Below are 13,136 nucleotides of genomic sequence, written 5' to 3' on the forward strand. Positions count from 1 at the left end.
CTTGCGGGGGGCGGACACGCCTCCCGCATCCAACTTCAGGAAAAGGCCCATGTCCATGATCCTACTGCATATTCAGGATGTTTCTGCGGCCTATAATGGCTCCATTCAGGCGCTGCGCGGGGTCAATCTGACGCTGCGCAAGGGCGCGTTCGGGGCGATATTGGGCGCGAACGGGGCGGGCAAGACCACCCTGATGAAAGCCGTCTCGAACCTGCTGCCCGCCGAACGCGGGCGCATCACATCGGGGCAGATCCTGTTCGATGGTCTGGATGTGACGGCGCATAGCCCGGCGGATCATGTGCGCCGGGGCCTTGTGCCGGTGCTGGAGGGGCGGCGCTGTTTCAAGACGCTGAGCATCGAGGAAAACCTGATCACCGGCGCGCTTGGCCGGGGCCTTGGCCGCGCGGCGGTGGCACAGGGGCTGGAGCAGGTCTATGACCTGTTCCCCCGGCTGAAACAGCGCCGCAAGGTGGCGGCGGGCCTGACCTCGGGCGGCGAACAACAGATGGCGGCCATCGGGCGCGGGCTGATGGCGCAGCCGCGGCTGTTCGTGCTGGACGAGCCATCCATGGGCCTCGCCCCGCTGGTGGTGGCCGAGATCTTCGAGGCGCTGTCGCGGCTGAACCGCGATACCGGCCTCACGCTGCTGGTGGCGGAACAGAATTCGTCGGTCGCGCTGACACATGCCCATCATGCCACCGTCATCGAAAACGGTCGCAGCACCTTGCAGGGGCCCGCCGCCGAACTTGCCGCCCGCAGCGACATCCGCGACAGCTATCTGGGCGGGGCGCTGCCGGTCTGAGCAAGGCTCGCCAGATCATCCGCCCCCGGCCTTTTCCAAGCGCCGCGTCGGCGTCCCCACTGCCGGGTTACAGCCCCTGCCCCGCCCGGATGGCCTGCGCCATGATCAGCCCCAGCACCCGCTGCGCCGCCCCATCGGCACGCGAGTTCAACAGCACCGGCACCGTCGCGCCCAGCACGATGCTGCCGGTCTGCGCCCCCCCGTGCAGCTTCCACGCCTTCACCGTGGCATTTCCGGCCTCGATCGTCGGGAACAAGATCAGATCAGCCTGCCCCGCGACGGGCGAGCCTTGCAGCCCCTTCGCCGCAGCCGCCTGCGCCGACAGCGCCACATCATAACCGAAAGGCCCATCCACGATCAGCCCCTCCAGCGCCCCGGCCCGGCTCTCTGCCGCCAACTCCGCCGCATCGACGGTGGCGGGCTGCCGGGGCGATACCTTTTCCGAGGCGGCAATCGCCGCCACGCGCAGCGGATCCAGCCCCAGCCCCCGAAACAAGGCGCGGGCGTTGTGCAGAATCGCCCGCTTTTGATCCAGATCGGGCAGCGGAATGATTCCGTTGTCCGTCGCGCCGATCAGGCGCGGCACCGAGGGCATTTGCGCCAAAGTCAGGTTCGACAACACGCCCCCGGCCCGGATGCCGGTGGTCCGGTCAACGATGGCGCGCAAATAGGCGGCGGAATCGACTCGACCTTTCATCAGAACATCGGCGCGCCCGCCCCGCACCTCGGCCACCGCCAGCGCCGCCACCGCTTCGGGCGTCTCTGCCGCCAGCAGCCGCACCTGATCGCGCCATGCCAGCGGCAAAAGCGCCCGCAGTGCCGCCAGATCGCCAGTCAGACAGGCCGAACCGATCAGCCCGGCCTCGAACCCCGCCACCACGCCCGCCATCACGGCAAGATCATCCCCGCCCGCCACGGCAAGGCGCATCGGCGCACGGCCCTGCATCGCGGCGCGCAGGGCGTCAAAGCTGCGGATCACCATGGCGCCACCGGCCATGTCATCGCAGCCTCCTGCCCCGCCAGTACCCGCGCCGCGCCTTCGGCCAAGGCGCGGGATTCGTCCGATCCGGCATAGACATGCAGCGGCGCAAGCGCCGCGCAGCGGGCACGGATTGCCGCCACGACCCGTGCGCTATGCGCCATCCCGCCAGTCAGGATCACCCCATCCGGCGCAAAATCCAGCACCGCCGCCATGGCACCGATCGCGCGCCCCACCTGATACAGCATCGCCTCATGGATCAGCGCGGCTTTTTCATCGCCAGCGTCGATCATTGCCTCGACGCGGCGCATGTCCTTGGTGCCCAGATAGGCAAAGGCCCCGCCTTGCCCATAAAGCCGCGCCATCAAGGTGGCCTTGTCATAGCGGCCCGAATAACACAGCTCGATCAACGGGATCGGCGGCAGCCCCCCGGCCCGTTCCGGCGAAAACGGCGAGACCTCCATCCGGTTGGAACTGTCGACGATCCGCCCGCCCTTCAGCGCCGCAATCGAAAACCCCGCCCCCAGATGGGCGACAACCGCATTCAGCGTCTCGAACGGCTTGCCCAGTTCGGCGGCCAGCCTGCGACCGCAAGCCCGGATGCTCAGCGCATGGACAAAGCTGAAGCGCGGGATCTCGGGAAAGCCCGACACCCGCGCAACCGGCGGCAATTCATCGACCGACACCGGATCGACGATATAGGCCGGGCAGCCATGGCCGCCGGCAATCGCCGCCGCCAAGGGCGCGCCAAGATTTGACGCATGGTGATAGACCGGGCGATGCAGCGCAAAATCCACCAGATCGTCATTCACCGCGATCACCCCCGCAGGGACCGGGCTCAGCATCCCACCCCGCCCCGCAACCGCCGCCAGCCGCACGCCGCCGGGAACCGCATCCAGAAAGGCGCGCAACGCCGCCGCGCGATAGTCAAGCTGCGCGGCGATGCCCGCAAAGCCTGCCACCACCGCCTCGTCATGCTCCACCGTTTCTTCCAGCAGCCGCTGCACCTGCCCGGCCTGCGGCGCAAACAGACCGATCCGGGTGGTGGTCGTGCCGGGGTTGATGGTCAGGATCAGGTCTTTGGTCATCGCCTCACCCGGCATAGCTGTAGCTGGTTTTCACGGTGGTATAGAACTCCACCGCATGGCGGCCCTGTTCGCGCGCCCCGTGGCTGGAGCCTTTGGTGCCCCCAAAGGGCACATGGTAATCCACCCCCGCCGTGGGCAGGTTGACCATGACCATGCCCGCCTTGACCCCATGTTTGAAAGCGCGGGCATGGCGCAGCGATCCGGTGCAGATCCCTGCCGACAGGCCAAAGGCGCTGTCATTGGCCACCGTCAAGGCCTGATCGAAATCATCCACCTTGATGACCGCCGCGCAGGGGCCAAAAATCTCTTCCTGCGCCACCCGCATCGCCGGATCGGCCCCGAGGAACAGCGCAGGCGATTGGAAATAACCTGTCCCGCCAAGGGCATCGCCGCCGATTACCGTGCAGCCCTCGTCGCGGGCCAGCGCAACATAGCGCAGGTTTCCCTGCAATTGCGCCGCCGAAACCACCGGCCCGATCTGGCTGCCCTCGGCCAGCGCCGGGCCAACGCGCAGCGCCTGCATCTGGCGCGACAGTTCTGCGACAAAGGCATCATGGATCCCGGCCTGCACGATCAACCGGCTGGAGGCGGTGCAGCGCTGGCCGGTGGAGAAGAACGCGCCATTCAGGCAGGCGGCAACGGCCAGTGGCAGGTCGGCATCATCCAGCACCACCATCGGATTCTTGCCGCCCATTTCAAGCTGCACTTTCTTCATCGTCTCGGCCGCCGCGCGGGCGATGCCGCGCCCCGTTGGCACCGATCCGGTAAAGGAAATGCCCGAAATCTGCGGGTCGGCGACCAGCGTGGCCCCGACCCGCGCGCCCGAACCCATCACCAGATTGAACACGCCCGCCGGGCAGCCTGCCTGATGGATGATCTGTGCCAGCAGATGCGCGGTGCCGGGTGTCAGATCCGCCGGTTTGAACACGACCGCATTGCCATAGGCCAGCGCGGGCGCGATCTTCCAGGCCGGAATCGCAATCGGAAAGTTCCATGGCGTGATCAGCCCCACCACGCCCAGCGGCGCGCGCAGGATTTCGATATCCACCTGCGGACGGACCGAGGGCAAGGCCTCGCCCGCCACACGCAGCGCCTCGCCCGCGTAAAAGCGGAAGATCTGCGCGGCACGTCGGGTTTCGGCAAGGGCTTCGGGCAGGATCTTGCCCTCTTCCCGCGCCAGCATGGTACCGATCTCCTGTGCCCGCGCCTCGATCATGCTGGCAATCCGGTCCAGCAGATCCGCGCGGGGTTGCGGTCCGCCCTCAAACCAGGCCGTCTGGGCCGTTGCCGCCGCCGCCGCCGCGCGCGCCACATCATCAGCCCCGCCGCTGGCATAGACCCCGATCAGGTCAGACGGGTCGGAGGGGTTGCGGTTTTCGGACGTATCCTCGGCACCAACCCATTGGCCGGCAATCAGATTCAAATGCAGTTCAGACATGGCGGGCCCTTTGGAAAATGCGGGCCCGCACGCCCGGAAGGCGGTCATGCAGGCCCAGTCGGGGGTGCGGAACTCAGACCGTTTTCTGGATAGCTGCCTCGACCGAGGCTTCGATGATGTCCAGCGCTTCGGTCAGTTGATCCATCGGGATGGTCAGCGGTGGCAGCAGGCGGATGACGTTGTAACGCGTGCCGCAAGACAGCAGGATCAGGCCCCGCGCCTCGGCCTCGGCCACGATGGCGGCAGTCAGCGCCGCATCGGGGGCGCGGGTTTCGCGGTCCTTGACCAGCTCGAACGCATTCATCGCGCCCAGCCCGCGCACATCGCCGATGCAGGCCATGCCCTGACGGTCCGCCATGGCGGTCAGACGGTCGCGGATGATCTGGCCGATCTCGGTAGCGCGCGCGCACAGATCTTCGTCGGCAATCACATCCAGCACCGCATTGGCCGCCGCAATCGCCAGCGGGTTGCCCGCATAGGTGCCGCCCACGCCGCCGGGCAGCGGCGCATCTACGATCTCGGCCCGGCCTGTGACCGCCGACAGCGGAAAGCCTCCCGCCAGCCCCTTGGCCATCGTCACCAGATCCGGGGCGACGCCCGCATGGTCGAACCCGAACATCCGGCCCGTCCGCGCCATGCCTGCCTGCACCTCATCCGCGATGAAAACGATGCCGTGCTGATCGCAGAGCACCCGCAGAGCGCGCAGGAAACTGACCGGCGCGATATTGAATCCGCCTTCGCCCTGAACCGGCTCGATGATGATTGCGGCCACACGTTCGGGGTCCACCGAACTGGCGAACAGCCGCTCCAGCGCGCTGATCGCCTCGGCCTCGGACACGCCGTGGAAGTCATTCGGGAAGGGCGCATGGACAATCTCGGGCGGCATGGCGCCAAAGCCCTTCTTGTAAGGCGCAACCTTGCCGGTCAGCGCCATGCCCAGCAGGGTGCGGCCATGAAACGCCCCCGAGAACGAGATCACGCCCGACCGCCCGGTATAGGCCCGCGCCATCTTGATCGCGTTTTCCACCGCCTCGGCCCCGGTAGTTACCAGCATGGTTTTCTTAGAAAAATCGCCAGGGGTCAGCGCATTCAGACGCTCGGCCAGGGTCAGGTAGCTTTCATAGGGAGCGACGTGGAAACAGGTATGGGTAAAGGCCTGCGCCTGTTCGGCAACCGCCGCCATCACACGCGGATGGCGGTGGCCGGTATTGTTGACCGCGATGCCTGCGGCAAAGTCGATGAACCGGCGGCCATCGGCATCCCAAAGCTGGGCGTTTTCGGCGCGGGCGGCATAGATGCCGCGGGTTCCGACGCCGCGCGCCACAGCGGCGGTCTTGCGGGCGATCAGGGCGGCTGTGGCGGATTGGGTCATGTGGATGCTCCGATGATTCACTGCAAACAGCGCTATCATTGCTCAATATATTGAGCAATGATTTTGTGAATGTTGCACAAGATTCTCGTGCACCCTATGTTGCCTCCAGACAAGGAGGCGGCATGATTCAGGATTTCGACGTGGGCAGCCGGTTGAAGGAAATGCGTGTGGCCGCAGGCCTGTCGCAGCGACAGCTGGCCGAGGCTTCGGATGTGCCGCATGGCCAGATTTCGATGATCGAAACCAATCGCTCCAGCCCCTCGGTGGCGTCCTTGCGCAAGATTCTGGGCGGGCTGAAGGTCACCATGTCGGAATTCTTTGAACCCGACGCCACGCAGACCAGCGCCGTTTTCTTCAAGCCGCATGAATTGCGCGATCTGACGACGCGGCTTTACACCAAGATGGACGCGACCGGCGGACGGATCACGTTTCAGCAGGTCGGCGATGCCAAGGCGCATGGGCTGCAAATCTTGTATGAACGCTATGAGCCGGGCGCAGATACCGGCGAGGCGATGCTGGAACACATCGGCAATGAGGGCGGGGTGGTGATCTCGGGCGAGATCGAGCTGACGGTGGGCGAACAGACCGCCGTGCTGAAGGCGGGCGACAGCTATCTGTTCGATTCGACTGCGCCGCACCGCTTCCGCAACATCAGCGACCGCGAGGCGGTGGTCGTTTCGGCCTGCACACCCCCTTATCTGTAAGCTGCGCGCCCCTGCCCCGGAGGAAAACAGGGACGCGCGGGCGCCTTATTTCGCGATCAGAACGTCCATCGGGACGGGTTCGGAAATACGCCATTCGTCCACACGGGCGGGTTTGCCACTGGTGATTTCGATGATCTGCATCAGCGCGGTGTTCTGGTGGTGGAGTTGGGCGGAAAAGCTGCGCGGACCAAACGAGGTCGGCTCGTCGGTCATGGCCTCCAGCGCGGCTGTCACCGCCGCGCCCTCCACCGTGCCCGCGCGTTCCACCGCCTTGGCCCAGAGGTCGATCAGCACATAACCGGGATAGGCATATTGGCTGGCCGGACGCGCGCCGGTTGCCTTTTCATACGCCGCGTTGAAGGCCTCGACCTCGGGGCGCGGATCGTCGCCGTAGATGGAGCCCTGAACCGGCACCACAAAGCCCGACAGATCGGGCGTGGCGTCCAGCCAATAGCTGCCATCCACCGCCGATCCGTTCAGGATCAACGCGTTGATCCCCGCCGCCCGGATCTGCCGCACCGCCGCCGCAGCCCCCGGCATCACCGAACACAGCATGATGACATCGGGCTCTTCGTCCAGTTCCTTGATCCGGGTGATCTGGCTGGCGATCGAGGCATCGTCGTTCTTGAACGTATCGCGCCCGACAATGGCGGCCCCTTCAAGCCGGGGGAACATCCAGTCAAAGCCGGTGCAGATGCCCTTGTTATATTCGATGAACGTATCTTCCAGCACATAGGCCGCGCGGGCTTCACGTTTGGCATAGGCCCATTCGGCCATCGTGGCACCCTGCACCGGGGCCAGCACAGAGGCCGAAAAGGCGTTCGGCCCCACGCCCTGAATGCCCGCCTTCACATCCTCGGCACAGAGAAAGAACGAGTTCATGCCCTCGCCCTCGGCCACAAGCGCGGAGGGCGCGCCAAAGTCATAGTCGCAAGACACAACCAGCATCTGTGCGCCCTGATCGACGAGATCGAGACCGGCCTTGGCGGCTTCGGCGCGGTCTGTGCGGGTATCGGACTCAATCCACTTGATCTGGCCGCCGAGCAGCCCGCCCCCGGCATTGATCTCGTCGATGCGGATTTTTGCGGCGGTTGCGGCGGGGCTGTCATAGGCCTCCATCCAGCCGGATTTCGCGATGGCAAAGCCGACGGTGATGTCTTCGGCCATCACCGGGGCGGCAAGCGCTGCAAGCAGGGCGGTGCCAAGGGGCAGGTGTTTCATCAGTCTCTCCTGTTGGTTTTTTTATGGGTCAGTCGGTCGGATCTGCCCGCCCCGCGACCCAGGCGGCGGGCAAGCTCAGGTCGCGCCCGGCCAACAGACCGGCCGGGCGGAAAATCAGCACAAGGATCATGGCCAGGCCGATCAGGATTTCCTGGCTACCTGCGGGCAGGGCAAATTCCGTCGCCCCCAGCGTCACGCCCTTTTCCAGACGCACCAGCCCCTCGACCGCGATGGAGACGACAAGCACCCCCACCACCGCGCCCGACAGGCTGCCAATGCCGCCCATCACCAGCATGGCCAGCATCAGGAAGGTCAGGCCAAGGTAAAAGCCGTCCGGGTTGATGACACCGATGAAATGCCCCATCAGCGCGCCGCCGATCCCGCAGAAAAAGGCCGACAGCGTATAGGCCGCAAGGCGGTGGCGGTAACGGTCGATCCCGCTGGCGCTGGCGGCCACCTCGTCTTCGCGCGTGGCCCGCAAGGCAAGGCCCGACGCCGAAGCGGCATAGAGCGCCGCCACCCCAATGGCCAGCGCCGCCCAGCCCAGACCAACCCAGGGGCTGACATACCGCGCGAGCCCCACAACCGAGGATGTGCCGCCGGTGACGGGCGTCCAGTTCGACCAGATGGTGTTGACCATCGCCAGAAAGGCAAAGGTCGCGATGGAGGCCGCAATGCCCGACAGCCGCAGGATGGCCGCGCCGGTGATCAGCGCCAAGGCCGCCGCCACGCTGCCCGCAGCAAGGGCTGCGGGCAGCACATGCCATTCGGCCTGCGCCACCCAATCAGGCAGGCCGGTCAGCAGCAGCGATTTCATCTCGGGCTTCAGCGTGACCCAGGCCGAGACATAGGCCCCCACACAGGCAAAGGCTGCGTGGCCAAAGCTGATGACGCCGGAATTTCCGGCGAAGATCCAGAAGCCGACGACCAGCGTGACCCGGATCAGGGTTTCCGCCGCCATGCGCCCCAGCGACCTGTCGCCAAAGGCCAGAACCAGCAGCACAAAGCCGGCCAACAGCGCGATCAACAGCAGCGGCGTTGTCAGGCTGGCCAGTTTGCGGGCGTGATGTTGCGTCATGTCAGACCCTCGGTTTGGCGCTGGCAGTGGCAAACAGCCCCTGCGGACGCAGAAGAAGAACAAGGATTACAAGGCCGTAAAGAAAGGCGTCGCGGAACGGGCGCGCCTCGATCGGCAGGGTGGCCTGCAGCGCCACCGACACCGCACCCAGCACGAAACCCGCCGCCACCGCCCCCGGCAAACTGCCCATGCCGCCCACCACCGTGGCGATGAAGGCGATAAGCATGATCTGCCCGCCCATGCGCACATCGGCCACGCCGGTTTGCGCCACCAGCACCAGCGCCACGGCGGCGGCCAGCGCCCCCGACAGCGCGAAGGCCCCGGCAATCACCGCATTGGCGCGCACGCCCAGCAGGCGGGCCATGCCGAAATCCTCGGCGGCGGCGCGCATCTCCAGCCCCAGACGGCTGCGTTTGAGCATCAGCCCCAGCACACCTAGCAGCAAGAGCACCGCCCCGATGACGATGATCTGCAGCATCTGCACATCGGCCCCCATCAGGCGTACCGGCTTGCCCAGTTCGGGCCAGAGGCTGATGGCCTTGGGCCGACCGCCATAGGCCACCAGCAGGCTGTTCTGGATCACCACGCCCAGCGCGAAGCTGGCCACCATCAGCGCCACCGGCGAGGCGTTGCGCAGCGGGCGGAACACCAGATATTCCGACGCCACCGCCAGCCCCGCCCCTACTGCCAGCAGCGTCGGCACCAGAACCAGCGCCGGGGCGGCGCCCAGCCCCATCACCGCCACCGCATCGGTCGACGGCACGATCAGCGCGAACACCGCAAAGGCGATGAATTGGCCATGGGCAAAATTCACCAGCCTCATCACACCAAAGATCAGCGCGATGCCCAGCGCCGCCACGGCGTAAATGCCGCCCAGCGACAGCGCATCAAACACAAGTTGCAGGGTCAGCATGGCGCGGCCTCTCCGAAATAGGCTTCTTTCAGCAGGTCATCAGCGGCAAAGGCAGTGGCATCGCCATCCGCCACGATGCGCCCGCCGCGCAGCAGCAGCATCCGCCCGCCGACGCGCCCGGCCCTGGCCGAGCTTTGCTCCACAATCACCAGCGTCAGGCCGCGTTGGGCCTGAAGGCTGCACAGGCGGTCATAGACCTCGTCCACGACGCGCGGCGCCAGACCCAGCGAGGGTTCATCCACCAGCATCAGCTTGGGGTTGGTCATCAGCGCCCGCCCGATGGCCAGCATCTGCTGCTGCCCGCCCGACAGCGCCCCTGCATTGGCATGGCGGCGCGTGCCAAGGATCGGGAAGGCGGCATAGATCGCCTCCAGATCATCGGGCACCGCCGCCTTGTCACGGCGCAGGCCCACCCCGACCATCAGGTTTTCCTGCACGCTGAGCGCGCGAAAGATGCGCCGCCCCTCGGGCACCATCGACAGGCCGCGCCGGGCAATCGCCTCGGGGACACGGCCCGACAGGATGTCGCCATCCATTTCGATCCGGCCATGCGCCGCGCGCACCTCGCCCGCGATGGCCCCCAGCAACGAGGATTTTCCCGCCCCGTTCGGACCCGAGATGAACACCCGCTCGCCTTCCGCGATGGAGAACGAGACATCCTTGACCGCGGTCAGCTTGCCATAGCGCACCGACAGGTCGAACACTCCCAGCTTGGGCATCAGGCGGCCTCCTCATGGTCGGCGCCCAGATAGGCCTCGCGCACGGCGCGGCTGGACAGGATGGCGCGGCGGTCGCCCGCCTCGATCACGCGGCCACCATCGAGCACCACCACATGCGCGCAGACCGACAGCACCAGCCCGACATTGTGTTCGATCAGCAGCACACCCACGCCCAGTTCGGTCGCGATGCGCCGGATCAGCGCCGCCAGATCGGCGGCCTCGGGTTCCGACATGCCGGCGGCGGGTTCGTCCAGCAGCAGGAACGCCGGTTTGCCCATCAGAGCCCGCGCAATCGCCACGCGGCGCTCATCGGTATAGGGCAGCCCGGCGGCAGAGCGGCTTTGCATCCCCGCCAGCCCCATCCAGTCCAGCAGACGGATGGCCTCGACCTCGGCATGATGGCGCGACAGGCCGAGGCCCACCCCCGTCACCGCCAGATTGTCCAGCACATCCAGCCCGGTGAACAGGCGGCCCGCCTGAAAGGTGCGCGCCACGCCAAGGCGGCGCATCGCATGGGCCGTAGCGGCCGAGACATCGCGCCCGCCCAGCATCACCCGCCCGCCGGTCGGGCGCTGAAATCCGGTCAGGACATTGACGCAGGTGGTTTTGCCTGCACCATTCGGCCCGATCAAGCCCATCACCTGCCCCGGCTGCACCACCAGACTGACCCCGGCAAGCGCCTGGAAGCCGCCAAAGGCGACCCCCACCTGTTCCAGCGCCAGCGCCATCTTACACCGCCGCCGTCAGGGTCACGACATAGACGCCGGTTGCATCCAGATCGACCTTCCAGCCGGGTTCGATCACCAGCGTCGTCGTCACCTCTTGGATGACCGCCGGGCCGGTCAGCACATCGCCCGCGCCCAGCAGGGCACCATCATAGACCGGCGTATCCTGCACGATGCCCTCTGCATTGAAGATCATTGGCCGCGTGCCCTTCAGCGCCGCATGGGCCCCGGTGCCGGGCGCAACCGTCATGCGGGCCGGGCGATCCACCGCGCCGGAAATGGCGCTTTCGACATTCACCACCTCGACCGGGCTTTGCGGTTCGGAATAGGTGTAAAGCTCTTCGTGGCGGGCGTGGAAAGCGGCTTTCAGCCGTTCCAGAGCGGCCTCGTCGATGGTGAAGGCCTCGATGTCCACGGTGCATTCATGCACCTGCCCCACATACCGCATGTCAAGGCTGCGGCGGACCGAGATGCGGTCTTCGGTAAAGCTGTCGGCCTGCAGATCCTTGACGCCGCGCGCCTCAAGCCCGTTGAACAGCGCATCCAGCTTTGCCGCCGCCTCGGCCCCTTCCAGACGCACGGGGGCGGGGGCCATGTAGTTGTATTTCACATCCGACAGGATCTGACCAAAGGCGCAGAGCCCCGATGCCAGCTTGGAGATCAGCACCTTGGTGATGCCCATTTCCCGCGCCAGCGCCATGATATGTGCGCCCGTCGCCCCGCCCGCGCAGTTCAGCACGAAGTCGCGCGGATCATAGCCCCGCTCCACCGACACACGGCGGATGGCGTTGACCATGTTGTTGTTGACGATGGTGAACATGCCGAAGGCCGCTTGTTCCACCGTCAGGCCCAGCGGATCGGCCAGATGGGTCTTGATCGCGCGGCGGGCGTTTTCCACGTTCAACGGCAGCCGCCCACCCACCAGACCATCGGGATTGAGATAGCCGAGGATCAGGTTGGCATCGGTCGTCGTGGGCCGCTCGCCGCCCTGATCATAACAGGCAGGCCCCGGATCGGACCCTGCCGATTGCGGCCCCATCTGCAACAGGCCCATGCTGTCGATCCAGCCGATCGACCCGCCGCCCGCACCCAGTGTTTCCACCTGAATCATCGGAATACCGATGCGATAGCGCAAAAAGTCGATGTTCTTGGACACATTCGCCCGCCCGTCGCGGGTCAGCGTGATGTCGAACGAGGTGCCCCCCATATCAACTGTGATGATGTTTTTCAGATCCCAGGGTGCCCCGATATAAAGCGCAGCCTGCGGCGCCGATGCGGGGCCGGAGTTGATGGCATAGACCGACTGCTCGCTGACCACATTGCCCAGCGCCAACCCGCCGTTGGACTGGAAATACCGCACCGGGTGGCGCGCGCCCAGACTTTGGAAATAGGCGTCCACCGCCTCGACATAGCGTTGCAGGATGGGGGCCAGATAGGCGTTCACGATGGCGGTCGAGGTGCGGGTATATTCGCGCACCTGCGGATAGAGCTGGCTGCCGACGGTCAGCCGCACATCGGGCATCATCTCGCGCACGATCTCTGCGGCGCGCTGCTCATGCGCCGTATGCAGCACCGACCAGACAAAGCTGATGGCAACCGATTCCACTCCTTCACGCAGGAAATGGCGGCAGGCCTCGCGCACCTCCTCTTCGTTCAGCGCGGTATGCACCGCCCCGGTAGAGATCACCCGCTCTGACACACCCCGGCGCAGGTAGCGCGGCACCAGCATGGTTGCAGGCGGATATTCGGGGTCATAACGATATCCGTCCTCCTTGTGGCCCAGCCGGATTTCGATGCTGTCCTCGTGGCCCTTGGTGGCAATCAGCCCGGTCTTGGCACCGTTATGGGTGATCAGCGCATTCAGCCCGACGGTGGTGCCGTTGATGCACAGATCCGAATTCGACACGATGTCGCGCGGCGAGATGCCGGTTTCCTCTTCGATCAGCTTCAACCCGTTGCGGATGGCCAGCGTCGGGTCTTGCGGCGTGGACAGGGCCTTGAAAAGGCGCACCTCGCCCTTGCGGTCGGCCAGAATGAAATCGGTGAAGGTGCCGCCCGCGTCGATGCCAAGGCGATATTGGTTCTGCATGGTAGTGA

General features: G+C 65.9%; 12 protein-coding genes. 2 read left to right on the plus strand and 10 right to left on the minus strand.

Features of this window, described 5'->3' with window-relative positions:
• Positions 1 to 49: 49 nt before the first annotated feature.
• Positions 50 to 802 carry an ABC transporter ATP-binding protein gene (locus KM031_RS07480; protein WP_215503884.1) on the plus strand — a complete coding sequence of 251 codons (753 nt, stop codon included), beginning with the start codon at positions 50 to 52 and terminating at the stop codon, positions 800 to 802.
• 67 nt (positions 803 to 869) lie between these two features.
• Here the strand turns inward: KM031_RS07480 and KM031_RS07485 are convergent, their stop codons facing one another.
• From KM031_RS07485 to gabT, 4 genes are all read right to left on the minus strand, one after another.
• Positions 870 to 1,799 (minus strand): phosphate acyltransferase, encoded by a 930-nt coding sequence (locus KM031_RS07485; RefSeq protein ID WP_215503885.1) that lies wholly within the window; start codon positions 1,797 to 1,799, stop codon positions 870 to 872.
• Positions 1,778 to 2,869 carry a butyrate kinase gene (gene buk, locus KM031_RS07490; protein ID WP_215503886.1) on the minus strand — a complete coding sequence of 364 codons (1,092 nt, stop codon included), beginning with the start codon at positions 2,867 to 2,869 and terminating at the stop codon, positions 1,778 to 1,780. The genes KM031_RS07485 and buk overlap by 22 nt, the downstream gene beginning before the upstream one ends.
• Positions 2,870 to 2,873: 4 nt before the next feature.
• Positions 2,874 to 4,307, minus strand: a complete 1,434-nt coding sequence (locus tag KM031_RS07495; RefSeq protein ID WP_215503887.1) for an aldehyde dehydrogenase family protein — start codon at positions 4,305 to 4,307, stop codon at positions 2,874 to 2,876.
• 73 nt (positions 4,308 to 4,380) lie between these two features.
• Complete coding sequence (gabT, locus tag KM031_RS07500; protein WP_215503888.1) at positions 4,381 to 5,679, minus strand: 4-aminobutyrate--2-oxoglutarate transaminase; 1,299 nt, start codon at positions 5,677 to 5,679, stop codon at positions 4,381 to 4,383.
• Positions 5,680 to 5,801: 122 nt separating this feature from the next.
• Between gabT and KM031_RS07505 the strand changes: the two genes are divergently transcribed.
• Positions 5,802 to 6,383, plus strand: coding sequence for a cupin domain-containing protein (locus KM031_RS07505; protein ID WP_215503889.1), 582 nt, complete (start codon positions 5,802 to 5,804; stop codon positions 6,381 to 6,383).
• Between the two features lie 45 nt (positions 6,384 to 6,428).
• Here the strand turns inward: KM031_RS07505 and KM031_RS07510 are convergent, their stop codons facing one another.
• Genes KM031_RS07510 through capA form a run of 6 tightly spaced genes read right to left on the minus strand, consistent with a single transcriptional unit; the run spans position 6,429 to position 13,128 of the window.
• A complete protein-coding gene (locus tag KM031_RS07510; RefSeq protein WP_215503890.1) occupies positions 6,429 to 7,604 on the minus strand; it encodes an ABC transporter substrate-binding protein in 1,176 nt (391 codons plus the stop codon).
• Positions 7,605 to 7,632: 28 nt separating this feature from the next.
• Positions 7,633 to 8,682: a branched-chain amino acid ABC transporter permease gene (locus KM031_RS07515; protein ID WP_215503891.1), complete on the minus strand. Its 1,050-nt coding sequence runs from the start codon at positions 8,680 to 8,682 to the stop codon at positions 7,633 to 7,635.
• 1 nt (position 8,683) lies between these two features.
• Entirely contained in the window at positions 8,684 to 9,595 is a 912-nt protein-coding gene (locus KM031_RS07520) for a branched-chain amino acid ABC transporter permease (RefSeq protein WP_215503892.1), read from the minus strand.
• Entirely contained in the window at positions 9,589 to 10,314 is a 726-nt protein-coding gene (locus KM031_RS07525; protein ID WP_215503893.1) for an ABC transporter ATP-binding protein, read from the minus strand. Before KM031_RS07525 ends, KM031_RS07520 begins: the two co-directional genes overlap by 7 nt.
• On the minus strand, positions 10,314 to 11,042 hold the full coding sequence (locus KM031_RS07530; protein ID WP_215503894.1) for an ABC transporter ATP-binding protein: 729 nt from the start codon (positions 11,040 to 11,042) through the stop codon (positions 10,314 to 10,316). Before KM031_RS07530 ends, KM031_RS07525 begins: the two co-directional genes overlap by 1 nt.
• A gap of 1 nt (position 11,043) precedes the next feature.
• On the minus strand, positions 11,044 to 13,128 hold the full coding sequence (gene capA / locus KM031_RS07535; RefSeq protein WP_215503895.1) for a caprolactamase subunit alpha: 2,085 nt from the start codon (positions 13,126 to 13,128) through the stop codon (positions 11,044 to 11,046).
• Positions 13,129 to 13,136: the final 8 nt, after the last annotated feature.

The organism is Gemmobacter fulvus (assembly GCF_018798885.1).
Classification (GTDB): Bacteria; Pseudomonadota; Alphaproteobacteria; order Rhodobacterales; family Rhodobacteraceae; genus Gemmobacter; species Gemmobacter fulvus.

Bases quoted from the DNA above. Each gene is read 5' to 3' on its own strand.
- KM031_RS07520 (WP_215503892.1), bottom strand. From the start codon at position 9,595: ATGCTGACCCTGCAACTTGTGTTTGATGCGCTGTCGCTGGGCGGCATT.
- KM031_RS07515 (WP_215503891.1), bottom strand. From the start codon at position 8,682: ATGACGCAACATCACGCCCGCAAACTGGCCAGCCTGACAACGCCGCTG.
- capA (WP_215503895.1), bottom strand. From the start codon at position 13,128: ATGCAGAACCAATATCGCCTTGGCATCGACGCGGGCGGCACCTTCACC.
- KM031_RS07525 (WP_215503893.1), bottom strand. From the start codon at position 10,314: ATGCCCAAGCTGGGAGTGTTCGACCTGTCGGTGCGCTATGGCAAGCTG.
- gabT (WP_215503888.1), bottom strand. From the start codon at position 5,679: ATGACCCAATCCGCCACAGCCGCCCTGATCGCCCGCAAGACCGCCGCT.
- KM031_RS07480 (WP_215503884.1), top strand. From the start codon at position 50: ATGTCCATGATCCTACTGCATATTCAGGATGTTTCTGCGGCCTATAAT.
- KM031_RS07530 (WP_215503894.1), bottom strand. From the start codon at position 11,042: ATGGCGCTGGCGCTGGAACAGGTGGGGGTCGCCTTTGGCGGCTTCCAG.
- KM031_RS07510 (WP_215503890.1), bottom strand. From the start codon at position 7,604: ATGAAACACCTGCCCCTTGGCACCGCCCTGCTTGCAGCGCTTGCCGCC.
- buk (WP_215503886.1), bottom strand. From the start codon at position 2,869: ATGACCAAAGACCTGATCCTGACCATCAACCCCGGCACGACCACCACC.
- KM031_RS07505 (WP_215503889.1), top strand. From the start codon at position 5,802: ATGATTCAGGATTTCGACGTGGGCAGCCGGTTGAAGGAAATGCGTGTG.
- KM031_RS07485 (WP_215503885.1), bottom strand. From the start codon at position 1,799: ATGGCCGGTGGCGCCATGGTGATCCGCAGCTTTGACGCCCTGCGCGCC.
- KM031_RS07495 (WP_215503887.1), bottom strand. From the start codon at position 4,307: ATGTCTGAACTGCATTTGAATCTGATTGCCGGCCAATGGGTTGGTGCC.